This window comes from Imperialibacter roseus, from assembly GCF_032999765.1.
In the GTDB taxonomy this organism is placed as follows: Bacteria; Bacteroidota; Bacteroidia; order Cytophagales; family Cyclobacteriaceae; genus Imperialibacter; species Imperialibacter roseus.
Genome location: NZ_CP136051.1, coordinates 6713368 through 6735177, shown reverse-complemented (window position 1 = coordinate 6735177; position 21810 = coordinate 6713368). Strand labels below are relative to the sequence as shown.

At 48.0% G+C, this 21810-nt stretch carries 18 protein-coding genes and 1 riboswitch; of the genes, 9 read left to right on the top strand and 9 right to left on the bottom strand.

The window, feature by feature from the left end:
- Window positions 1–2: 2 nt before the first annotated feature.
- From RT717_RS28430 to RT717_RS28420, 3 genes are all read right to left on the bottom strand, one after another.
- Entirely contained in the window at window positions 3–683 is a 681-nt protein-coding gene (locus tag RT717_RS28430; RefSeq protein ID WP_317489686.1) for a head GIN domain-containing protein, read from the bottom strand.
- A gap of 61 nt (window positions 684–744) precedes the next feature.
- Window positions 745–1779, bottom strand: a complete 1035-nt coding sequence (locus RT717_RS28425) for a DUF5074 domain-containing protein (RefSeq protein ID WP_317489685.1) — start codon at window positions 1777–1779, stop codon at window positions 745–747.
- Window positions 1776–3707 carry a TonB-dependent receptor plug domain-containing protein gene (locus tag RT717_RS28420; protein ID WP_317489684.1) on the bottom strand — a complete coding sequence of 644 codons (1932 nt, stop codon included), beginning with the start codon at window positions 3705–3707 and terminating at the stop codon, window positions 1776–1778. Before RT717_RS28420 ends, RT717_RS28425 begins: the two co-directional genes overlap by 4 nt.
- Window positions 3708–3840: 133 nt before the next feature.
- A riboswitch (cobalamin riboswitch) is annotated at window positions 3841–4047 on the bottom strand.
- A gap of 195 nt (window positions 4048–4242) precedes the next feature.
- On the opposite strand from RT717_RS28420, the gene RT717_RS28415 reads away from it, so the two are divergent.
- The 5 genes from RT717_RS28415 (at window position 4243) to RT717_RS28395 (ending at window position 9479) form a co-directional block, all read left to right on the top strand.
- Window positions 4243–4704, top strand: coding sequence for a hypothetical protein (locus tag RT717_RS28415; protein ID WP_317489683.1), 462 nt, complete (start codon window positions 4243–4245; stop codon window positions 4702–4704).
- A 91-nt stretch (window positions 4705–4795) separates the two neighbouring features.
- Window positions 4796–5935 carry an ABC transporter substrate-binding protein gene (locus tag RT717_RS28410; RefSeq protein WP_317489682.1) on the top strand — a complete coding sequence of 380 codons (1140 nt, stop codon included), beginning with the start codon at window positions 4796–4798 and terminating at the stop codon, window positions 5933–5935.
- Between the two features lie 8 nt (window positions 5936–5943).
- Complete coding sequence (locus RT717_RS28405; RefSeq protein WP_317489681.1) at window positions 5944–6999, top strand: FecCD family ABC transporter permease; 1056 nt, start codon at window positions 5944–5946, stop codon at window positions 6997–6999.
- Window positions 6996–8006: an ABC transporter ATP-binding protein gene (locus RT717_RS28400; RefSeq protein ID WP_317489680.1), complete on the top strand. Its 1011-nt coding sequence runs from the start codon at window positions 6996–6998 to the stop codon at window positions 8004–8006. The genes RT717_RS28405 and RT717_RS28400 overlap by 4 nt, the downstream gene beginning before the upstream one ends.
- Window positions 8007–8087: 81 nt before the next feature.
- The gene (locus tag RT717_RS28395) at window positions 8088–9479 is read left to right on the top strand and encodes an LA_2272 family surface repeat-containing protein (protein ID WP_317489679.1); all 1392 of its coding nucleotides are present in this window, start codon (window positions 8088–8090) and stop codon (window positions 9477–9479) included.
- 14 nt (window positions 9480–9493) lie between these two features.
- On the opposite strand, the gene RT717_RS28390 is transcribed toward RT717_RS28395, so the two are convergent.
- Window positions 9494–10645 carry a hypothetical protein gene (locus RT717_RS28390; protein WP_317489678.1) on the bottom strand — a complete coding sequence of 384 codons (1152 nt, stop codon included), beginning with the start codon at window positions 10643–10645 and terminating at the stop codon, window positions 9494–9496.
- A gap of 199 nt (window positions 10646–10844) precedes the next feature.
- Between RT717_RS28390 and RT717_RS28385 the strand changes: the two genes are divergently transcribed.
- The 4 genes from RT717_RS28385 (at window position 10845) to RT717_RS28370 (ending at window position 16335) form a co-directional block, all read left to right on the top strand.
- Window positions 10845–12173, top strand: a complete 1329-nt coding sequence (locus RT717_RS28385) for an NAD(P)/FAD-dependent oxidoreductase (RefSeq protein WP_317489677.1) — start codon at window positions 10845–10847, stop codon at window positions 12171–12173.
- 18 nt (window positions 12174–12191) lie between these two features.
- Window positions 12192–13988: a 4Fe-4S binding protein gene (locus tag RT717_RS28380; protein WP_317489676.1), complete on the top strand. Its 1797-nt coding sequence runs from the start codon at window positions 12192–12194 to the stop codon at window positions 13986–13988.
- A 98-nt stretch (window positions 13989–14086) separates the two neighbouring features.
- The gene (locus RT717_RS28375; protein WP_317489675.1) at window positions 14087–14677 is read left to right on the top strand and encodes a hypothetical protein; all 591 of its coding nucleotides are present in this window, start codon (window positions 14087–14089) and stop codon (window positions 14675–14677) included.
- 2 nt (window positions 14678–14679) lie between these two features.
- Window positions 14680–16335, top strand: a complete 1656-nt coding sequence (locus tag RT717_RS28370; RefSeq protein WP_317489674.1) for a flotillin family protein — start codon at window positions 14680–14682, stop codon at window positions 16333–16335.
- 54 nt (window positions 16336–16389) lie between these two features.
- Here the strand turns inward: RT717_RS28370 and RT717_RS28365 are convergent, their stop codons facing one another.
- The 5 genes from RT717_RS28365 to RT717_RS28345 all read right to left on the bottom strand — a co-directional run bounded on the left by RT717_RS28365 (window position 16390) and on the right by RT717_RS28345 (window position 21681).
- On the bottom strand, window positions 16390–17754 hold the full coding sequence (locus tag RT717_RS28365; protein ID WP_317489673.1) for a sodium-dependent transporter: 1365 nt from the start codon (window positions 17752–17754) through the stop codon (window positions 16390–16392).
- 296 nt (window positions 17755–18050) lie between these two features.
- Window positions 18051–19076 (bottom strand): hypothetical protein, encoded by a 1026-nt coding sequence (locus RT717_RS28360; protein WP_317489672.1) that lies wholly within the window; start codon window positions 19074–19076, stop codon window positions 18051–18053.
- Between the two features lie 96 nt (window positions 19077–19172).
- Window positions 19173–19763 carry a hypothetical protein gene (locus tag RT717_RS28355; RefSeq protein WP_317489671.1) on the bottom strand — a complete coding sequence of 197 codons (591 nt, stop codon included), beginning with the start codon at window positions 19761–19763 and terminating at the stop codon, window positions 19173–19175.
- Window positions 19764–19825: 62 nt separating this feature from the next.
- Entirely contained in the window at window positions 19826–21106 is a 1281-nt protein-coding gene (locus RT717_RS28350) for a hypothetical protein (RefSeq protein WP_317489670.1), read from the bottom strand.
- 26 nt (window positions 21107–21132) lie between these two features.
- A complete protein-coding gene (locus tag RT717_RS28345; RefSeq protein ID WP_317489669.1) occupies window positions 21133–21681 on the bottom strand; it encodes a YceI family protein in 549 nt (182 codons plus the stop codon).
- Window positions 21682–21810 lie beyond the last annotated feature (129 nt).

The following is a 21810-nucleotide window of genomic DNA, read 5'->3' as shown; positions in this document are numbered from 1 at the left end:
TATTAATTCATTCTTTTGACTGAGCCTGCGCCGTTTGAGTCAGCATAAACCTTCTGCGGATTGCCTTTGTAACGAACTGAACCTGCGCCGCTACATTCTGCCCTAAGCTCTTTGTTGGCCACTACCCTGGCCGTCCCAGCCCCTGAAGACTCGACCTCGGTGTAGTCACATTCAAACTCCTCGGCATTGTAGCTTCCCGCACCGGTTATATCAATGACTTGTTCCCTGGCCTTTCCTCTCAGCGTAAGTGTGCCTGCACCTGTCATGTCAGCCCTTAGCCTGTCTGTCTCAATGATCAGCTTTGTAGAACCGGCTCCACTTACATCCAGATCGAACGTCGAAGCTGTGATGACATCGTCGCATACAACTGTGGAAGCCCCGCTTAAATCCATGCCGTTGATGTTAGAAAACTCAATAGTCAGATTCATGGGCCCGCTCGACCTGAAATTATTGTCTTTGATATAGACTTTCAAAGTGCTGCCAACAACCTCGGTTCGAATTCTGTCTATCACATTGTCATCTGCATCAATGAATACCCTGTGCCTGCCGGTTTTCTTCAATGTCACTTTAAAAGCGCCACCGATATCGAGGCTGCTGAACGAAGACAACTCTCTTGTTTCTTCTCCTGCCCAAACCTGACCGGCGATTAGTAATCCAAGTATAAGTACTCCTATCTTTCTCATAATGGTTAGTTCATTTTGAGTAAAAGACGGTAGCCAGATTCAAGGGTTGCAACACGACTCTTTATTTGAAAACAAAGCCATTTGGAGCTACCCCTGCTTCAAATGTCGATAGTTTTTCTCCATCGGCAGAATATCTGTACACGGTGCCTTTGCCCTGAAAGCCTTTGGCGTCTGCTATGTAGATGACATCCTCGGCTTCATTATAACCTAGTCCATAAAAGCCAACTGCCTCATCAATTGTAATAAACGCCTTTTCAAGCACCTTTTGTGTAGTTTCATAGCTTCCAACTGAGGTGCCTGCTATGTAATACAATACGCCCTGCTCTTTATCGATGGATAGTCGTGCCGAAGGATTAAACTCAAGGTCGACCTCTTTGGTAGCTGCGGATGTGCCAAGCTTATAGATGGCCCCGTCGTTGCCCTGATAGCTTCCACCGCAGATCAGCCAAATGGTGCCGGCCTCATCCACCTCCATTTCTCCCGGCGAATAACCGACTTCGAGGGTTGTCTCCAGTTCTCCGGTACTGGTCTTAATTACAGATACTGTATTCCCAAAACTATTGGAAGCATAGACGAAGCCATCAGCATAGGCCAGATTTTCAGTGCCGTCCTCTGTATTAATTACCCCCTCCTTTTCAAAAGTGGTAGCGTCAAGAATTAGTACGTACGACTGATCAAGGGCGTAGTTCTCATCGAAAGTGCCCCAGTTGCTGACAAAGAGCTGATCGTTGGCCCGCAACAAATACCTTGGATTGGCCAGGTTGTCCTCAATAGTGGCTGTTGAAACAAAGTCAGCATTCACCACTTCAATCTTTTTGCTGTTGTTCACTACCACGTAGCCTACCTCGTCGGCATCGATAAACAAGGATTGTACTACGTCGCCCAGCGGCCGACTGTTGGCCGTTTGGAAAACGAAGGCAGAAACCTCCCCGCTTTCCGGGTCATAGGAGGTGATACTTCCATTCGTTTGGTTAAAATTCCCTTCATTGACTACATAGACGGATCCCACACCGTTATTGGGTTCACCTTCGTCGTCACCTCCACAGCTGGTTAGGAAAACTGCGGCTACTAAACTCCATAATGCTAGCTTTTTCATTTTTTATCTTGGTTTAAAGTGTAATTCAATTGAAAAGAGAAAGAGCGACCCGGCATGGGTCTGTATTGCAGGTTCTCATACCTTTTGCCCAGCACGTTGTCGACTTTGACTGAAAGCGAAAAAAGCGACTTTCCAGCTCGAATTTGCCTGCCAGCCTCCAGGTTCCACAGGGTATAGGCATCGAGATTGATATCGTTATCAACGAGCGTATACCTGCTGCCATAGAATGAAACCTGGGAATCAAAATGCCATGGCCATGTTTGTGCACCCACGCTCCAGCTCCCCTGATGCAGCGGCACATAAGGCAGCTGATTACCGATGTTGCTGTCGTCGCCAGAGTAACCTGCCCGGATCTGCGATACGGTCAGCTTGTAGTTCACATCGTTGGTTAACACCCATTCGCCAGCGCTCCACTCATGACCAGCCGATAGCTCACCGCCACGGGAAAACACATTCCTCACATTCACTGGCGACCAATAACCCGCCGCCTGCGGTAGCCAAAGAATCCAGTCTTGAATCCAGTGAGCGAAGCCAGTGGCAGATGCTTTCAGTACATGTTTTCCCTGTTTGATGGAATAATCGAATCCAGACTCTGCATTCCAACCTTGCTCTGGCTTCAGGTTTAAGTTGCCACCAGGGCTCCAGTAGCGGTCGTTAAGCGTGGGCACCCGATAGCTTCTGGAAATCTGCGAGCGCCAATTGAGGGAAACTTCGTCTGATTTTAAAATCAAAACGTCAGCTCCCAGCGAAGGTGAAACGGGGTTCCATTTACCAGCAACAATTTCCTGACGAACTTTCGCATTCAGTGTCCATCGGGCTGAAGGAAACCAGTTGACCATTAAAAAGGCATTGGATCGGTTTTCGGTCAAGTCGCCACCGTACTCTGGCACATCGGCAGCTATGTGGTTGATCAATCCTCCGGCCCGGAGTTGAACTTTGGAGATTGGCATCCATTCAATGCTATTATTCCACATATACTGGGTAGTAGCTGAAGCCAGTCCGTTGAATCTGATGAAGTCATAGATTCTACCAGCCCTCGATTCCCATTTCAATAGCGGGCTAATGCTATGCACATAACCCAGCGAAAGCCGCAGCGACTGATCAACCTGAGTGTCGCCGACCGAAGCGACAGTGTAGGGCGGGATAATTTCTCTGTCATACTGAGCCAACCAACCTTCGAGGTCAAAAACACCCTTTGACCATGGATTCCAGAATGCAGCCGCCTTCAGGCCTTTGCCCATGTAAGCGCCATGAGATTGTCTTTCAATTGGCTGCCCGACTTTTGCCAGGTTCCGGTAGGTGTAGTCATTGTCGGATTTCTTATAAAAGCCAGCGAGCGAAATGCCAGCTCTCTCACCCGAAGCCTTGACCTTAAGCCCTGAAAAGCTAGTGCCAAAGCTCCCAACTTCCTGGGTTAACCCTATGCTTCGGAGGTCTTTATCGACCCTATCACTGACAGCCACAGCGCCACCAATAGCGCCAGACCCGGCCAGAGAACTTACTCCTCCATAAAAAACCTCTGCCTGGTCGATAAAGAAATTAGGGATTAGCGAGAAATCGGCCTGGCCTAGTGATGGAAAATTGATGAGAAGGCCATTCCAAAGCAGGGAGGTTTGGCTGGCCGATGTGCCCCTGAGGCTAATAGAGCTGAGCATGCCGGGGCCGTACTCCTTCAGGTAAATGCCTTGCTGCGCCTGAAGTAACTTGCCTAACGATGTAGCTGCTTGCCTTTGAATAGCCATCGGGTCGAGTGGCTCCGAATGGCCTCCCACTGCATAGCTGTGAAGCCATGTGTCGCTGACCTCCACTGGGGCCAGGACTTTACCCATACGGACAGAATCAGCAGCAACCTCCTGACCCTTTGCACCAAACAAAAAAAGGATGACACAGGCTACCAGCCCGACCACCCTTATACCAACTGCATACATCTCTTTGAATTAAATTAACAGGCAAGCCCAGTTTGTTAACTTAACTCAAAGCTGTAGAGGGAATAAGGTGGAATGAAATGTGAAGCCGGAACACGGCCTTTTCAGATCATCCGCCGCTTTTCACCCGAAAGCTTTGAATTGCTTGACTGTGGCAGGTCTCCTGGCTCGCCCGGCTTTTCTATCGTCTTCCCACCCCGATGTATCGGAACAGTGACTTTTTGATAGAGGCCTTTGTAGGCTTACAGTTGCGGGGACAGCCCCCGATTTTAACGGGGTTCCCTTTTAATTCTGCTACAACTGCTGATGAGTTGAGGCAGAAACCAACGGTCGGTGCGAAATACGCAATAATTGCAATGATGTTAAAACGATTCTGTAAAAATTCTCCGATTTAACACTTTTTAATACCGTCTCAAGTAACCTTTAGGCCAGTTGAGGGTATATTTGGAAGAAATTTGAGTGGTGCACGCAACCTCAACCCCTGTTAAAGCGTCATTACATTGGTTTAGGTCGAAAACTAGAATTATAAAATACTACGATGTCGTTTATTGGAAAGCTATTTGGTAAAAAGGAAAAAACTCCTGTTTCACAGTGCAAAATTTGCAAAACCCTTTTGGAGTACAACGAAGGATATGCACTTACTACCTCTGAGGTAGTTAGCTCAAAGGAATATTGGGATCACAAGATGGTCGAGCCCGAAACGCTTGGGTACACCACTGCTCACTTTAAGCAGAAAGATGCTAATGCCACAAAAATGAGGGGGATCATTTTTGAAAAAACGGCTGAAAAAGACCAGACCTGGCTCGTATGCGACACTTGCATAAAACAGTTCGAGGTGGATACCAACGAAGCCAAGAAACATGCGCTACAGTGGTGGGAATCCAAGGGCAATTATAACCCCCCAAAATCAGGTGACGCAAAGGCGGTACTTGAAAAGGATACTTACGAAGAAATAAAAGAATACGCCACCATGCTCGCCGGAGCCAATAAGATCAGATAAAAGCTCAGATGCCCGACGGGCAAAGCAAATATTCGAAATGAAAATGCAATCCGTTCCCAAAAGGGGCGGATTGTTTTATTTTTGCCGCACTATGTTCAACAAAATACTTCTTTTCATCTCCTTTTTTGCCGTGCTCACTTTCTCATGCCAGCAAAAGAAGGCAGAAACGGTAGCCGATAACCCAACCCAACCCTCTTACATAAAGTATGCAAGTGGGCTAGCCATTACCCAGCACGCAGATTGGACAGAGGTTGTGGTGGAACAACCATGGAAGGGTGCCGGAAAGGCTATAAAGTATGCATTGGTTGACAAGAAAAAGGACACAGACGCCGCCTTTGATGGTTATAAAGTTGTGAAAGTGCCGCTTAGCAAGGTGGCTGCTACCAGCACCACCCATCTTCCTCATTTTTCAGCCCTCGGTGAAACATCAAGCCTGAAGGGCTTCGCCAATGCCGACTATGTGTACTCACAGGTCTTCAGGGAAAGGATCGCAAGTGACGAGCTGGTCGAAATTGGGGACGGTGCCGGCGTCAACTTTGAATCGTGCCTTAACTTGAAGCCCGAAGCCCTTTTTACCTTTTCCATGGGGAACGACCGATCTACTGACGAAAGGCTGGAGCTGGCTGGCATCGACATGCTCTACAACGCCGACTACCTTGAAACGACGCCTCTTGGCCGGGCAGAATGGATCAAGTTCACGGCTGCTTTCTTCAATAAGCTTGACGAGGCCGATTCTATTTTCAACGTGATAGAACAAAACTATCTGGAACTACGAGCCAAAGCCCTGAAGGCCGAAGCAAAACCAACCGTGCTGACCGGCGTGGTGTATGGCGACACCTGGTTTCTGCCTGGCGGCAAGAATTACGGAGCTGCCTTCTTTGAAGATGCGGGCGGCAGCTACCTCTGGAAAGAAACCGAGGAGAACGGATGGCTGGAACTAAGTTTTGAGTCTGTGTTTGAAAAGGGGTTGAAAGCCGACTATTGGATTGGGGTGGCGTCTTTTGGCACGCTGCAGGAAATGAAAGCGCAGGAAAGCAGGTATGGTTTGTTTAGCGCCTGGAAAAATAACGCCGTTTACAACTACGACAATCAGTTGAACGAAAAGGGTGGAAATAACTATCTGGAAGAAGGCTACAGCAGGCCCGATATTGTTCTGGCAGACCTGATCCATATTATGCATCCTGACCTCCTCCCCGATCACAAACTTTATTTTTACAGAAAATTACCCTAATCTGTGCCATGCTTAGGGATTTCATCCAACAGTCATGGAAGCAATGGTGGAAGTACTTCGTGCTTCTCACGCTCCTGATTTTCGTGCTTTTCCTTCTCAGTCTGGCCCTGGGGTCCGTGGTGATCCCGGCATTTGAAGCGCTGAAAATTGTGTCGGGCTTTACCAGCCAAAACGAAGCCTGGCAGGAAATCATTCTCAACTTCCGGCTGCCAAAAGCATTAACGGCCATACTGGTAGGCGCCGCTTTGGGCATCAGCGGGCTCCAAATGCAAACTTTCTTCAGGAATCCTTTGGCCGGGCCATTTGTGTTGGGCATTAGCTCCGGCGCAAGCCTTGGTGCCGCCTTGCTGATTCTTGGCGGAACTTCGTTGGGGCTTCATCAGCTGGGCGGGCAGCTTTTCGCCAGTGCTCAGGTAATTGCCGCAGCGCTCGGAGCCATTCTTGTCATGATCGCCGTTATCTCCGTGGCCCGCTCACTGCGTGACGCTATGAGCCTCCTCATCGTAGGGTTGATGTTTAGTAGCACCACAGGAGCCCTGGTCAGCATTATGCAGTACTTCAGCCAGGCCGAAGACATCCAGGCTTATATGCTTTGGTCATTCGGAAGTTTAGGCGGGCTTAGCTGGGAGGAAATGCAAATCTTTGCGCCTATAATAGTAATTGGTCTGCTGCTGTCCTTTGCTTCGGCCAAACAGCTAAACATGCTCTTGCTTGGTGAGCAGTATGCCCGAAGCATGGGGCTCAACATCAAGCGAGCCAGGCTTACCATCATCATCAGCACCTGCCTGCTGGCTGGCAGTGTCACCGCTTTCTGCGGGCCTATCGCCTTCATTGGCATTGCCGTGCCACACATGGTTCGCATGCTTTTCCCTACTTCAAATCATTTGTTGCTTATTCCGTTGGTTTGCCTGATGGGTGCCGGCACCATGCTATTTTGCGACCTGATTGCTCAGCTACCAGGCACATCGCAGTTGCTACCCATCAATGCCGTGACTTCTCTGATCGGCGGCCCCGTCGTTATTTGGATCATTGTGAGTAAACGAAACCTGAGGTACTCGTTATGATCGTTAACAACAGGTCGGTGATGAAACTACAGCATTTGAGTGTTGGCTACCTCGTAAAAAGTCATCCTACTCCGCTTTTGAAAGACATCAACCTGGATATCAATCCCGGGGAGGTAGTTTGTCTGCTGGGACAAAATGGCGTGGGCAAATCAACGCTACTACGAACAATCGCCGGGCTGCAGCCTCCCCTTGCTGGCGAGGTGCTTCTTGCCCATCGGCCAGTTCAAGCATACAGCATCCAGGAGCTAGCCACAAAGATTAGCCTTGTGCTCACTGAAAAAGTAGGTGGTGGCAACCTCACTGTGGAAGAACTGGTAGCACTTGGCCGCCATCCTTACACCAACTGGCTTGGATTGCTTTCCAAAGAAGACAAGTCGGCCGTAGAAGAAGCTGTGGCACTTACAAAGATCAACTACCTGTTGAATAAAAAAGTAGGCGAGCTGAGCGACGGACAGTACCAGAAAGCTATGATAGCCAGAGCGGTGGCGCAAGACGGCGACTTGATGATCCTGGATGAGCCCACGGCGTTTCTGGATCTGAACAATAGCGTCGAAATATTTATGCTGCTCAGACAACTCGCTCTTGAAAAAGAAAAGGCTGTGGTAGTATCTACGCATGACTTCCATTTAGCCATGGAGTTTGCCGACAGACTTTGGCTGACCAATTTCAACAGCCCCCTCGTTCAGGGACTGCCTGAGGATTTGGCGCTAAATGGTCTGCTCGAAGAAAGCCTTTACCACGAAGGCTTTGGGTTTGACTTGTTAAACGGCAGAGTGCTGTTGCCAACAAAAGAAGGCACGACATTTTCATTGGCAGGAGATTCACCAGCCCACAACTGGACAAAACGTGCACTGGAAAGGCACGGCTATTTGCCGGGTGATACGAATGCGGCAATTAAGCTTACTATTGAAATGGAGGGAAATGCTACCAGTTGGGTGGCGACAAACCAAAGATTCCATTCCCTGGAAAGTCTCCTCAACTATTTAGCCGGGCCCAAGAGCAAATAAGCTGCTTTTTCGTTATTTCTGTAATTCTCACCGCCGCTGGTCGTCCTTTATCTGAAAGTCAAACAGGTTAAGGATAACGCTTTGAACAGAGTAATTTTTTTGCTGCTCGCTATTTGTACAGTCAACGGTGACCTGCTTAGTCAACCAGCCAAAAGCAGGTACAAGGAAAGAACGTTTCAGCTGTCCTTTTTTCCAGGCATAGGCACTAACGGACTGGAAAGTGGCTTCTATTTCAACAGGTTCTCTCTTAATATTTTCGGAGGCATGTCGGCCGGCAGCCACCACTTTGAGCTGGGTGGCATTTCAAACATCAACACCAACTCAAGCACTGGCATCCAGATAGCAGGGCTCGCCAACGTTATTGGAAGCCAGACCTACTTTAACCTGACCGATGGCGAAGAGCTCTCTATTGTCAACGAAGGTTTTTCCTGTAATTTAAAGGGCATTCAGCTTTCCGGGCTCTTGAATTTTGTCAGAAACAACGTCGAAGGCATCCAGCTAACCGGTGGGTTCAACTTCAACAATGGCTACGTGCACGGCTTTCAGCTGGCTGGCCTGGGCAATATGGGTGGCAAGCAGGTCTTTGGTGTGCAGATGGCCGGGCTCTACAACATCGCCATTCGTGGCATGACAGGCAGCCAGGCTTCGCTTTTGTTCAACTACACCTACGGGGAACTCAGCGGCTTGCAGCTAGGCCTCATCAACCGGGCAGTGCAAATGGAAGGCAAAAACTCGTCACCACCAGGCCCCGACCGGGGCTTTCAACTCGGCCTGGTGAATGTTTCAAGCGAAATGGACGGAACGCAGTTTGGCCTCATCAACATAGCCAGAAAAGTGCACGGCACGCAAATAGGTCTGATCAACATCTTCAAACCAGGTCCTTACCAGGGCTCTTCCGTGCCCACCTACGGCACGCAGGTAGGCCCTCTTAACTTTGGTTCCAGCGGCGTACACACCCGGCTGTTTACCGACGAGCTGTTTACCGCTGTACTGGAACGAACCACGGGCAACTGTCAAAACTGCACCTACACACCATCACAGATGCCCTTTACAGGACGGTTCAAAGTCGTCAATCAAAATGCGCTCATTTTCGCCTACAACCCTTTCGAGGGGTATAGAAACCAGGTAAAGTGGGGATTGGGCTATGGCTTCATGAAGGTGTTCTACAACAAACACTCGATGATAGGGGCCGACACATTGAACGCCCGCTGGTTTTTAAGTGCGGGTATCAGGACAATGTACCTCAACCGAACCAAAAATTTTGATCCCAGGCTTAGTCTGCTACACAAAATACATGCAGAAATAGGCCTGCGCAGAAAGAAAAAAGGACCGCATTTGTTTGTCGGTCTTTCATTCAATGCCTATTTCCACGAAGGGCAGGATCTGAACATTGGCCAGGAGGTGTTCAAAACAAGCGAAGAAAGCCTGAACGTACAGTACTGGCCAGGTTATAGCTTTGGGTTGCATTTTTGAAACTGGGCGCTCCTCTAGTTGAAGATATAAAATGCATTATTTTTGCCAGCTACTACTGCGGGGAAACTCCACACTGCAATCGCATTGTCTTTCTTTCCACTTTCCAGGAGCTTTCCGGCTTCATCTCTCAGTTCCCATGCCAGGTCACCACCTTTGTTCCATCCGGTTCCTTCCGTCCATGCAATGAGGTAGTGGTCGTTGTCAGAAATAGCGATTTTGCTATGCTTGGCACCATTTGCTTGCTTTTCAGGAGATCGTACCGGCGATTGGGCTTTGGCGAATTGGTAAAACACCTCCCCGGCTGTTTGCCATGTAAAGGCCAGCATATTACCAGACCTTCCCGAAGAAATGCTGCTCATGGGGCAGGCCTCAAGTTCCCATTTGTCAATCACACTTTCGGAAAGTGTATTGTCGTCATCAAAGTCAATCAGATGAATATCGCGGTGTTTTCTCTCGCCAGCCGACCTATACAAGGCTAAGACGTGTCCATTATTGTCCGATGTCAAATGCATACCACAGCAGCCGCATGCTCCAACCAGTGGATCGTTGATGGCCAGCTCATCAGAAAATGTCCGTCCATCATCCTCCGACTTTCGCAAATAAACCCTCCTGTTCTCTTCGCCTGGCTCGTTTCCGGTGGCATGCCAGGAAACGTAAATATTCCCTTTCTCGTCCGTAGCAATTGCACTGCCTCCGTCCAGCCCCCAGTGAGTCTGTATGAGATTGGCTTCCGGTTCAAAGTGCTTTTTGTCATCAGCCATTCTGGCATAGAGCAGGGGAGTAACCATAGCCGAGTCGTGCACGGCAAGGGTCGCCGCTGAAGAAGCATTCCATATCACATGCACCAAATCGCCTCTGCCAATAGCCATTTGCGCCCCACGTATTGTGCCCACCGCAATGGCACTACTATCCTTCCCGTTTACCCTGATCGGATCGCTCAACTTGCGACTCGACTCGTCAAAACGACAGTAAAAAAGATTTCCAGAGGCTGGGTCACCCTGATAGTAGATGAGGTGGATAAACCCCTCTGTATCGCTCATCGACAACGGCTGAATGGCCCCTTCCGGAAGCTCAATATGATAAATAACCTGCTCGTGGTTTTCAGGTAAGCCGCATTGCTGAAGCACTAAAAACAATAAGCATATTCCATAGTAACGACACCTCATCCTGTACTGAATTTTATTGGACGTCAAGATACTCATTTGAAGCCAAACCAACGACCATCATAGCCTTCAGTATCTGGCAAGAAATAAGACTTCAAAGAACCTTTAAGCTTTCTGAAATCCATTTGTATCTTAAGCGCTCCATTCGGTCGCAGGACTGACAATGTGTTACTCTGCGCCGGTGTAAGTTTGAAGCATACTTATGGCACACATCGTCATCATCGGAAACGGCATAGCTGGCATCACTTGCGCCAGGCATGTAAGAAAGCAGGGGAATGTTCAGATCACTGTCATCTCAGGTGAAACCGAGCATTTTTTCAGCAGAACAGCCCTCATGTATATCTACATGGGGCATATGAAATATGAACATACCAAGCCCTATGAAGATTGGTTTTGGGGAAAGAACAAGATTGACCTGGTGTTTGATTTTGTTACTGGTATAGAGGCAAAGGCTAAATCGATACGACTTAAATCCGGCAAAAACATTAACTATGATAAGCTGGTGCTCGCCACCGGCTCACAACCCAACAAGTTTGGCTGGCCCGGCCAGGATCTCCCCGGGGTGCAGGGGCTCTACTCCTATCAGGATTTGGAGATACTGGAGAGCAACAGCAAGAACTGCAAAAGAGCAGTCATTGTGGGAGGTGGCTTAATTGGTATTGAACTGGCGGAAATGCTGGCGTCGAGAAAGATTTCTGTGACCTTTCTGGTACGGGAAAAAAGCTTTTGGGATTTGGTTTTGCCAGCGGAAGAGTCTGCCATGATCAACAGGCACATTGTTGAACATCATATTGACCTCCGGCTGAACACTGAGTTGAGGGAAATAAAAGCCGGGCCTGATGGAAAGGCTTCTGCGGTCGTTACCAGTACTGGTGAGGAAATACCTTGCCAGGTAGTAGGATTGACTGCCGGAGTGCACGCCAATGTTGGCTTGGCTAAGTCTTTCGGTGTCGAAACCAACCGGGGCATTCTGGTCGATGACCTTTTGCAGACCAATTTGCCCGATGTTTATGCCATTGGCGACTGTGCCGAACTGCGAAACCCACTACCTCACAGGAAAGCCATAGAGCAGGTGTGGTACACCGGCCGCATGATGGGCGAAACGCTGGCTTTGACGCTAACTGGTACGCCAACCAGGTATGTGCCCGGGATTTGGTTCAATTCTGCCAAGTTCCTTGACATCGAGTATCAGACCTATGGTTCAGTGCCCGCCATTGCTTCTGAAGGAGTGGATTCGTTCTGGTGGGAGCATCCTGACGGAAAAAAGGGCATCAGAATTAATTTTGATCAAGCTGCCGGCACCGTGCTCGGCATGAATGCCATGGGCATCCGGCAGCGACACCAAGTTTGGGACAGCTGGATCAGGCAGAAAACAAAAGTGGATAGGGTGATAAACGAACTGGAGAAGGCCAATTTTGATCCGGAGTTTTTTGATACCTGCGAGCAGGAGATCAAAGCGGCATTTTCGACGCAGTTCCCTTATTTCGAAATCGAAAAGAAAAGAAAGAAAAAGCTGTTTGGTATTTTCTAAAGCAAGAGGAAGAAAGAGATGAGAGCAATACAACTAACCGGGCTGGCACTTTTTATACTTGGCTTTGGCCTTTTTCTGGCCAGCTTCTTCATGGCCGACTACAAAATTGCAAGGAGTGACTTTGACAAAATTGTTGGTCACGAAGGGAAAGTTGAAGGTATCCTCACTTTCACGCCCGAGATAGTCGACACAGAATACAGCACAAATTTTGGGTTTGTCGGCACCATCCAAAAAGGCATCAACACCTTCAACAGACAGCAAATGATGCTGTTTGCTCTCAAGGAATCGGAGATAAATCTATTAATTAGTGAGCTGGGCCCTCCTCCCTACACTTTCTCCCTTGAAATGCTGAACTACATCTACCCGAAGATCAACACCAGCACTATATTCAAGAGACGAAAAATGGAGGAGTACGGCAGCTGGCTGGCAGGGAGAAAATATGACTCCAGAGAAGCGCTGAAGAAAGATCTGATGTCAGTGGCCAACACGATCAACGATTATGGCATCATCAGCGAGGTAGGTATCGACCGTTACAAAGCCAGAGACATCCGATATGAAGCGACCAAACTGGCTTCCCACGGGCCAATCAAGTCAAGTCCGGGCCTCTTTCTTGCTCTATGCTACCTGCTTCCCATCATCGGAGCTATGATGTACTTGCTACCCAAAGCCAAACTTGACGGCCCGGCTGGCATTAAGAACAGTGGCATTTTCCATAGCGTTTTGAAAAACAAAGGCTGGCTTGGCATCATGCTTGGCAGCTTTCTTATTGTCTTCTATATCATTTTGTATTTCTTCCCCGAGTACATGACCGAATGGATCATCATGGTTGATCCTGTGAGTCAGCTACTGAAGAACAGTGATGCCAGCCGTTTTTTCCTTTATGGCTTCATTTACACGCTTTGCATCCTTGTAATGGGGGTGCGAATGTTCATTAAATACCGCCATAGCAAATATCAGATCATGAGGACGATTTCCGTGATGTTCTTTCAAACGGCTTTCGCTTTCCTTATTCCAGAAATACTCCTCAGGCTTAACCAACCCTATTTCGACTTTAAAAATATCTGGCCGCTCGACTACGACTTCTTCTTCGACAATGAGCTCAACCAGCTTATTTCTTCAGGCAGTCTGGGCATCTTTATGCTGGGCTGGGGCATTGCATTGATCATCATTGCTGTGCCAGTTTTTGTTTACTTCTTTGGCAAAAGATGGTACTGTTCCTGGGTGTGTGGCTGTGGAGGGTTGGCAGAAACGCTGGGCGACCCCTTCCGTCAGCTTTCCGATAAGTCGCTGAAGGCCTGGAAAATTGAGCGGTGGATGATCCATGCAGTGCTGGCCTTTTCTGTTGTGATGACAGGCGGCGTGCTGTACACCTATTGGTCGGGCAACTCCTGGCTGGGTGTGATCGACAGCTATACACTCAGAGAAGTGTATGGTGTTTATATCGGCGCAGGCTTCGCTGGCGTAGTGGGCACTGGCTTTTATCCTTTGATGGGTAATAGGGTCTGGTGCCGGTTCGGCTGTCCGTTGGCAGCTTACCTGGGCATTGTGCAGCGCTTCAAAAGCCGCTTCCGCATTACTACCAACGGTGGTCAGTGCATTAGCTGTGGAAACTGTTCCACCTATTGCGAAATGGGCATCGATGTACGTTGGTATGCTCAGCGGGGACAGAACATTGTGCGCTCCTCGTGTGTTGGCTGCGGTGTTTGCTCCTCAGTTTGCCCACGTGGCGTACTCAACCTTGAGAACAGAGATGAAGAAGGCAGGTTTGGCCAGCCTATATTGATTGGCAACGACAGCATCAAAGTGGAAGCATAAATCTTGCTTCCAATGCTTTCTTTATTCTCTTTTCATAATAGGAAATTTCTCAACACTTCGTATTTTACTGAACCTTTCAACCTTAAGGTTCAAAAAGAATGATTGAGCAATACACCAATTGGTGGGAAACCCTTACCCTGCTTCAAAAAATATACTGGTCGCTGGCAGTTCCATTCACTCTTTTTTTCCTGTTGCAGATGCTGATGACCCTCATCGGAGGTGGTGACATGGGCGACGATCTGTCTACCGATGCAGAAATAGACGCCGACACTGGCATTCCTTTTCAGTTCCTTACGTTGAAAAACCTTGTGGCCTTCTTCTCCATTTTTTCCTGGACGGGTATAGCCTGCCTGGATAGCGGCATGTCGGATGGCTGGTCGTTGGTGGCCTCCTCGGTCGCCGGGCTGGCTATGATGTTAATTATGGCCAGCATCTTTTACTTTCTTTCGAAGGCTGACGAGAGCGGCAATCTAAAAATGAGCAATGCAAAAGGAAAATTGGGTGAGGTGTACCTTACTATTGCCTCAAAGCGAAACAGCATAGGCCAAATCCAGATAAAAGTACAGGGTTCGCTGAGAACGCTGGAGGCCATCACCGACGATGAGACCGATATTAAAACGGGCAAAGTGGTGAAGGTCAGTGATGTTATAGACAATAATCTACTCTTAGTTACCGCAAACTTTAGCTGAATATGAGCGTATTCGCATTACCCGTAGTGGCCATTGTGGCCCTCTTTATTTTTATCATCCTTATCACATTTTTTAGTCGCTACAAGCGCTGCCCCTCCGACAGGGTAATGGTTGTCTACGGAAAAGTGGGCGGCGGTACCGACGGCCATAGCTCCTCCAAGTGTATCCACGGTGGCGCTGCGTTTGTGTGGCCTGTGTTTCAGGACTACGCCTTTCTCGACCTCACCCCTAATTCGATAGAGGTGAACCTTACCAATGCTCTCAGCAAGCAGAACATCCGGGTTGACGTGCCTTCCCGCTTTACTGTGGGTATCTCTACAGAAACCGGCGTGATGGAAAATGCAGCTGAAAGGCTGCTCGGGTTAACCAAAGACCATATTCATGACCTTGCCAAAGACATCATTTTTGGTCAGCTGAGGCTTGTAGTGGCCATGATGGACATTGAAGAGATCAATAGCAACCGTGACAAGTTCCTGGCGAACGTGGCCAGCAATGTGGAAGCAGAACTAAAGAAAATTGGCCTTAAGCTTATCAACGTAAACGTAACCGATATCAAGGATGAGTCGGGCTACATAGAGGCGCTTGGAAAAGAAGCAGCTGCCAAGGCTATTAACGACGCCCGCAAGAGCGTGGCTGAAAAAACCAGAGACGGATCTATCGGTGAGGCAATGGCGCACCAGGATCAGCGGGTGCAGGTGGCCGATGCCAACGCCCTTGCAAAAATTGGTGAGGCCAATGCAGCACAGAAAGAACGGATCCAAATTGCCAATGCCGACTCCAGCGCTAAAGTGGGCGAGTCGGAAGCTTTGGCAAAAGCCAATATTGGCGAAGCCGAAGCGCAAAAGACCGAAAGAATCCAGACTTCGGAAGCCAATGCAAGGGCAGTTGAAGGAGAAAACAAGGCCAAAATCGACATAGCCAACTCTGAAGCCGATAGAAGAGAAAAAGAAGCTGAGGCGCTCAGAAAAGCCATGGCGGCTGAAAAGGTGAAGCAAGCCAAAGCGCTGGAGGAGTCGTATGCAGCCGAGCAAGCAGCGGAAAATGCTAGAGCCCAACGAGACAAAGCCAGCCAAACGGCCAATATTGTGGTGCCAGCAGAAATCGACAAGCTCAAAGTAGAGATTGCCGCCGAGGCTGAAGCCGAAATGATCAGACGACGTGCCAAAGGTGAGGCCGATTCGATCATAATGAAGAGAGAAGCAGAAGCCAGGGGTATTTATGAGGTGCTGACCAAGCAGGCCGAAGGTTTGAAGCAAATAGTGAATGCTGCCGGCAACAGCTCGAAAGATGCAGCGATGCTTATTATTGCTGAAAAGCTACCGGAGCTGGTAAGGCTGCAGTCGGAGGCCATCAAGAATATCCAAATCGAGAAAATCACCGTTTGGGATTCGGGCACTGGCAAAGACGGCAAAACGTCGACAGCCAACTTCCTTTCTGGCATGTACCAGTCTGTGCCTCCACTGAAAGAAATCTTTGAGATGGCCGGCCTTGAGCTGCCAGCCTATTTGGGCGAAACTGCCAAAAAAGTAGCCGCAACGGAAGTAAAGGAAACGACCTCAGAGAAGAAGGACGAAAAACCTGCTGAAACAAAGCCGTCGCAACCAGCAAAGGGGAAAGATGATCCGAAGAAAGGATTAGGCCCTGCGCCTAAGAAGTAGAAATCTAGCGCTCCGGGAAGGCTGTTGAGGCACGTCCCGGGTCGCTTTTTCGTATTAGAATATCCCCATCATATTAATCAGCACCAGTCCGATAACTGCCGGGCACACAAAGCGAATGAAGAATCGCCAAATGGCTGCCGGAGTGATGCCCACCACAAGCTCTTTCTTGAAAAATGGAGCTCCCTCAGCTATTTCATCTGATATTTTGGTGACATCCATGACCCAACCAGTGTAAAGACAGGTCATCAGCGCCACGATCACAATGAAGAACGTGCCGAAGAAGAAGTCCATGATGTCCATTACACCCCCATAGGTGTTGCCAAATACTGTGATAGAAACATTGGTAAATATGTCGGCCCCGCCGCTGGAGAGTGCAGATGGCAGTCCCACGACTGTGGCGGCAATCCCCACCACCCAGGCAGCCTTTTTTCGGCTCCAGTTTTTGTTGTCGATGAAAAAGGAAGCCGGCACTTCAATCATTGCTATGGAAGAAGTAAGAGCAGCCAGGCAAAGCAGAAGAAAGAAAAAAGCCCCTATGATATTGCCACCTGCAGGTAACGATTCGAAAATGACTGGTAATATCTTAAAAACCAAAGTAGGACCCTGGTCTGGCTGCATGCCAAAGGCAAACACGGCAGGGAAAATCATTAATCCACCCAGCAATGCCACACCGGTATCCATAATACCTACCCAAAGACCTGAGCTTACGATGTTACTGTCCTTTGGCAGGTAAGAGCCATAGGTGATCATCATTCCCCAGCCGATACTCATAGAGAAAAAGGCCTGACCGAGAGCGGCTAGAATAGTTCCTGCTCCGATTTTGCTAAAGTCCGGAACAAGGTAGTACTCAATTCCAGCCATGGCCCCAGGAAGGGTTACACTCCTGATAATTACAACAATCAATAAAATAAACAGCACAGGCATCATGATCTTGGCTGCCTTTTCGATGCCTCCACTTATGCCCCCCAAAACGATAAGTGTAGAAGCCGCCATGAAAATGCCGAAGAGTGGTAAAATTGCGACCGGATTAGCCCGGAAAACATCAAAATCCAGAGGTATGTCGAACAGGGCGGTATACATATATCCGATTGTCCAGCCCGCAATAACGCCGTAATAAGAGAGCACAAAGAAGCTCACACAAAGCGATAATATACCCCCGCCAAATACCCAAAACTTACTTCCTCCAGTATCCTTAAATGCGCCCACAGGGTTCTTCCTGGAAAAACGACCAAGCCCCATTTCATTAAAAAGCAAGGGAGCTCCTACCAGAAGGATGCAGATAAAGTAGACAAATACAAAAGCACCGCCACCGTTCTCTCCTGTCAGGTAAGGGAATCTCCAAATGTTACCTAAGCCCACAGCAGAGCCTGCAGCGGCCATTACAAAACCAAACTTACTTCCCCAGTTATCTCTAGCCATAGTTGTTTATTTGACCTTCGAAAATAAAGGGAAAATTACAGGCCTCCATATATGGCTTGTCATATTCCACTAGCGGCAGTGAAAAAATTGACAAAGGGTGTAACCTCCGGGCCATTAAATAAAGCCAAAACGATAACAAAGAAATTGTGTTAAATGTCTGTACAGCTAAAGTTTCAGCATCCTTTTCACAAAAACCACGTAATTAGCATTATGATTACTCTACTACTACTTTTTCTGTTTAGCATTATACTCGGCTGGCTCGGTACTTTTTTCAACGTTTTCTAAGATAAACCGCTTTACCGCCAAGGTGGTTTCTGGTAAAAGGTTACATACGTTCGGCCGTTAAGTACAATCATTGGATCACCATTTTTGGGATGGTTCCGTTTTTCAAACGTAAATGACTGGTTGCCGCCCGATCTGGAACTAGCCACCAACACACTTCCCTGTAAGCTCCATGTGCCTGCATCGGACGTCTGCGAACTTGTGCCGCCTGTGGCTATCTGCGTGCCATATTGATTGGTCACGGTTGCACTGCCCGAATTTTCACTGTAGTATTCGTAGGTGCCGTTTGCATTTAAAATGATGCACTCGTCGGTGCTCCAACCTCCCGAACCGGTGCTTGCTACATTGACGTAGCACCATTTCCCTGCGAGTTCGGCCGGAGCGGAACCCGAGTTTGACGAGACTCCAGTCGGCCCGGCCGGCGGCACACTCCCGTTAAATTTGTTGTAGACAAGGCTTCCTCCAGGGCCTGTCAATGTCAAAGTATTTCCTCCCAGTTGGTACTGAAACTGCACTGCACCTTGTGGAGTGGAAAGTATCACTGTGGTGCCCTGTGTTTGGTAGTCAAAGGAATTACCGTCGATCACTACCTTGCCGTTGGCCATAAAGTCGAGCACCTGCCCCTGGCTTTCCCAGTTGCCAACGATTGAGCGGGTTGGAGAATCAGCAGTCTGGGTCGGCAGTGCATTAGCAGTGGCCTGCCTTTCGGCCCCACTTTTCCCGAATGTGATGGCAGAATCCAAATCGCCTCCGGAAAGCGTTAACTGATCGCCCGCCAGGTTATACTGGTAGGTCACTACTTCGGTGGCAAATTTGATCGCTAGTCTGTTGTCACCTGCGGTATAGGTAATAGATTCACCATCAAACTCTCCCGAACCATTGCTAAGGAGTAGCAAAGTCATAGTGTAACCAAATTCGGTGTTGACCCAGGTGCCTGGCAGCCCCTGACTTGTCTGTTCTTTTACTTTCGAACCAATTTGTGCCAATGCGGCCTGGTAAAAAATCAAGCCGACGATAAAAATTGCCCTTTTCGTTTTCATAGGACTCGCTTTTCCATGAAAATAGTCAAAAGCGGTTGAAAATCAATGCATGCAAGGCTGATAAATTACTGAAGATCAGGTCATAAGAAGTTATGGCTAGAGCGGCCTGATCACCAAATTAAAATCTATGGTAAGCTCGTCGGCTACTTTTACGAGCCCCATCATCTTTGACGGAGGCACCATCTCGAAGTCAGTAAAACGCAGAGTTTTTGACCCTACCAGATTATAGAGGCTGTAGCTTTTTTCCCAAAAATCGAAATGGATACTCACCTCTCTTTTTCTTCCTGAGAGTTCTATGAGCATTACGGCGTCGTAGCTTGTAACGCCCGGCACTGTAGATGAAACGGCGTTCAGCGACAAAAAGCTCACTCCGATTTCAGGATATATATCAGCCTGGAGGGTTTCCTGGAAGTCGCTGGTGATCATGTTGTGCGCACAATCAAAATCGACAACAGGGAGCGATAGTTTGTTAGGGGAAAATTTGATGTATGAGGCCGTACGTTCAGACAGCTCCAGCGTGTCGGCATACTGGTACGACGACATTCCACAAGTAAATTGATTAACATTGGAAGCTCCATTAATAATCAGGGTGCTGGAGGGTTCAATCACCCACGCCACCATCCTTTTTTCGTCTCCATTGCTGAAGAAGAGAGAGTAAAAGCCAATTACTATGAGAAGAAGCTTCATATCAAAAAGAGAAAGGAATGCCCACTAAGCGGGCATTCCATAACTAACTTACCAAAAACCAACTAGAAACTAATAGCTGCTTCGATCATGATGCCTTTGAACTCGGCGTCATTGTATTTGCCAGTCCAGCCTTCAGTATATTGCTGATTAACATACTCTAGCTTGGCAACCACATTGTCGGTCATAAACCATCCGCCACCAAGGTTGATTCGGCTGATCTTTTGGGTAGTGGCCGCATCTGTGGCTTTACCGTTCACTGAGTTATATCTACCTCCAAGGAACACCTTCTCAGCAGCGCCAATTCTGTAGATGGCTTCAACCGCAGTCTGGGTGTAAGAACCGCTGCCCTGGTCTTTGCTGTTGGACACTATTTCATAGATACCGAACAACTCAAGTCCCTGATACTTAAGGAAAGGATTGATCTGAATAGCGGTCATTTGTTTGAATCTTGGGTTAAAGCGAGCGTTGGCAAAAGCACTTGTGGCGTTCACTCCGCTAGCTGCTTCAGCAAGAGAAATCAAAGTGTTGTAGTACCTGTCACCTGCTCTGTCGCCACCGTAAAGATAGGATCCGGTAGACAACCCGCTGTTCATGTACCAGCTACCTGTAATTCTGAAGCGCAGGTCATCGTTAAACTGCTTGTCGTAACCCACTTTTCCGTAGAAGGAAATTTTATTGTCGGTGGTAGGTGTAACTACCACGCTCTGGTTCAGCTTACCATTAGATATACCCAACACTCCAATGAAACCGTTGGTTTGGGCATTTGCCTCAATAAAAGCCTCAGTGGTGAAAGAGTCCATGATATAGTTACCAACAAAAGGGTTAAATATTGCCCTGGCGTTGTCAGTTCTTCTAAAGTGTGCATCACCAAAGTTGATCTCGTCTAAACCCACTCTAAAAGTAACTACCTTCATTAGTTCGGCTGCAAAACCTGGCTTAATAAAGTCAAGCTTGTCGATTTGAATATAACCACCCTTTACCCAGGATTCGTTGTGGTGCCTGGCAGAAAGGTAAGTTCTCAAGTGCATTCTCATACCATCAGACAACTGAACATCGAGGTTCAGGTTGGCTGTGGGGAGGTTTAAGTTGGTACCCAAGTCCAAAAGGCTGTCGAGCGAGTTTGTTTGGTTAATTCCCTGAAATTCGATGGCAAAGTCACCACCCACTCTCACTTTTAAGCCGTCAAAAGGTATGGTATCTGCTTTTGTAGTCTCAAAAACATTGCGGCCTTTTACGTCATTTGTTCTGTAAAATTGAAGGTCAGGTTGCTGAGCCATCAATGTGCTGGTTGCGGAAAGTCCTAAGACAATCAGTATCCCAAGAAATTTATTTAGCGTTTTCATGATAAGGGACATTTATTGGTTTTTATTTATTTAATCAGAATAATTTCGTAGGTAATCGTTACTTCCTTTCCTGTTGAAACAGTGCCGAACATAAAAGAAGGTGGTTCCACACTGTATACTTCCATGTCAAGTGTGTAAGAACCTGTGAGTTTGTATTTGCCATCAGCCAGCGGCTCCAGCTTTCCGTCAAGACTTATGTCTTTAGTCACACCTGCGATAGTTAATTTCCCAGCCCCCTGAACAAGCGATGATCCTTTGGCTTGCGAAGTTTTCAGGTTAAATGTGATCTGTGGATTTTTGTCTGATTTAAGCGCTTTGTAGGCATTGTCATCCATCCCACTTTTATGACTCTTGAGGGTGTTAACTGGCAAACTTAGTTTCAGCCCTTCAATCGTCGCCCCTCCGTCGGCTATGCTTGCGTCCACCTTAACATCTTCTGAAACCATGGTCCAGTCATGCATGGTAGAGGTGCCAGAAACAGTAATTTTTGATCCCTTTTCAGCCTTGAAGGGCTGTCCGGCTATAGCTGCTACAGTCAGAAATACAAGGGCGGTAATTGCGAATAATCTTTTCATCTTTCTGAATAGTTTTGTGAACCATTTGATGATGCTAAGGTATAGGAGGGAGCAAGCGGAGGGTATGACACTACAAAGCAAAAAAGGTGACTTTCGTCACCCTGGGAAGGATTGATTCCAGAAATTAAA

Bases quoted from the DNA above. Each gene is read 5' to 3' on its own strand.
- RT717_RS28430 (WP_317489686.1), bottom strand. From the start codon at position 683: ATGAGAAAGATAGGAGTACTTATACTTGGATTACTAATCGCCGGTCAG.
- RT717_RS28425 (WP_317489685.1), bottom strand. From the start codon at position 1,779: ATGAAAAAGCTAGCATTATGGAGTTTAGTAGCCGCAGTTTTCCTAACC.
- RT717_RS28420 (WP_317489684.1), bottom strand. From the start codon at position 3,707: ATGTATGCAGTTGGTATAAGGGTGGTCGGGCTGGTAGCCTGTGTCATC.
- RT717_RS28415 (WP_317489683.1), top strand. From the start codon at position 4,243: ATGTCGTTTATTGGAAAGCTATTTGGTAAAAAGGAAAAAACTCCTGTT.
- RT717_RS28410 (WP_317489682.1), top strand. From the start codon at position 4,796: ATGTTCAACAAAATACTTCTTTTCATCTCCTTTTTTGCCGTGCTCACT.
- RT717_RS28405 (WP_317489681.1), top strand. From the start codon at position 5,944: ATGCTTAGGGATTTCATCCAACAGTCATGGAAGCAATGGTGGAAGTAC.
- RT717_RS28400 (WP_317489680.1), top strand. From the start codon at position 6,996: ATGATCGTTAACAACAGGTCGGTGATGAAACTACAGCATTTGAGTGTT.
- RT717_RS28390 (WP_317489678.1), bottom strand. From the start codon at position 10,645: ATGAGGTGTCGTTACTATGGAATATGCTTATTGTTTTTAGTGCTTCAG.
- RT717_RS28385 (WP_317489677.1), top strand. From the start codon at position 10,845: ATGGCACACATCGTCATCATCGGAAACGGCATAGCTGGCATCACTTGC.
- RT717_RS28380 (WP_317489676.1), top strand. From the start codon at position 12,192: ATGAGAGCAATACAACTAACCGGGCTGGCACTTTTTATACTTGGCTTT.
- RT717_RS28375 (WP_317489675.1), top strand. From the start codon at position 14,087: ATGATTGAGCAATACACCAATTGGTGGGAAACCCTTACCCTGCTTCAA.
- RT717_RS28370 (WP_317489674.1), top strand. From the start codon at position 14,680: ATGAGCGTATTCGCATTACCCGTAGTGGCCATTGTGGCCCTCTTTATT.
- RT717_RS28365 (WP_317489673.1), bottom strand. From the start codon at position 17,754: ATGGCTAGAGATAACTGGGGAAGTAAGTTTGGTTTTGTAATGGCCGCT.
- RT717_RS28360 (WP_317489672.1), bottom strand. From the start codon at position 19,076: ATGAAAACGAAAAGGGCAATTTTTATCGTCGGCTTGATTTTTTACCAG.
- RT717_RS28355 (WP_317489671.1), bottom strand. From the start codon at position 19,763: ATGAAGCTTCTTCTCATAGTAATTGGCTTTTACTCTCTCTTCTTCAGC.
- RT717_RS28350 (WP_317489670.1), bottom strand. From the start codon at position 21,106: ATGAAAACGCTAAATAAATTTCTTGGGATACTGATTGTCTTAGGACTT.
- RT717_RS28345 (WP_317489669.1), bottom strand. From the start codon at position 21,681: ATGAAAAGATTATTCGCAATTACCGCCCTTGTATTTCTGACTGTAGCA.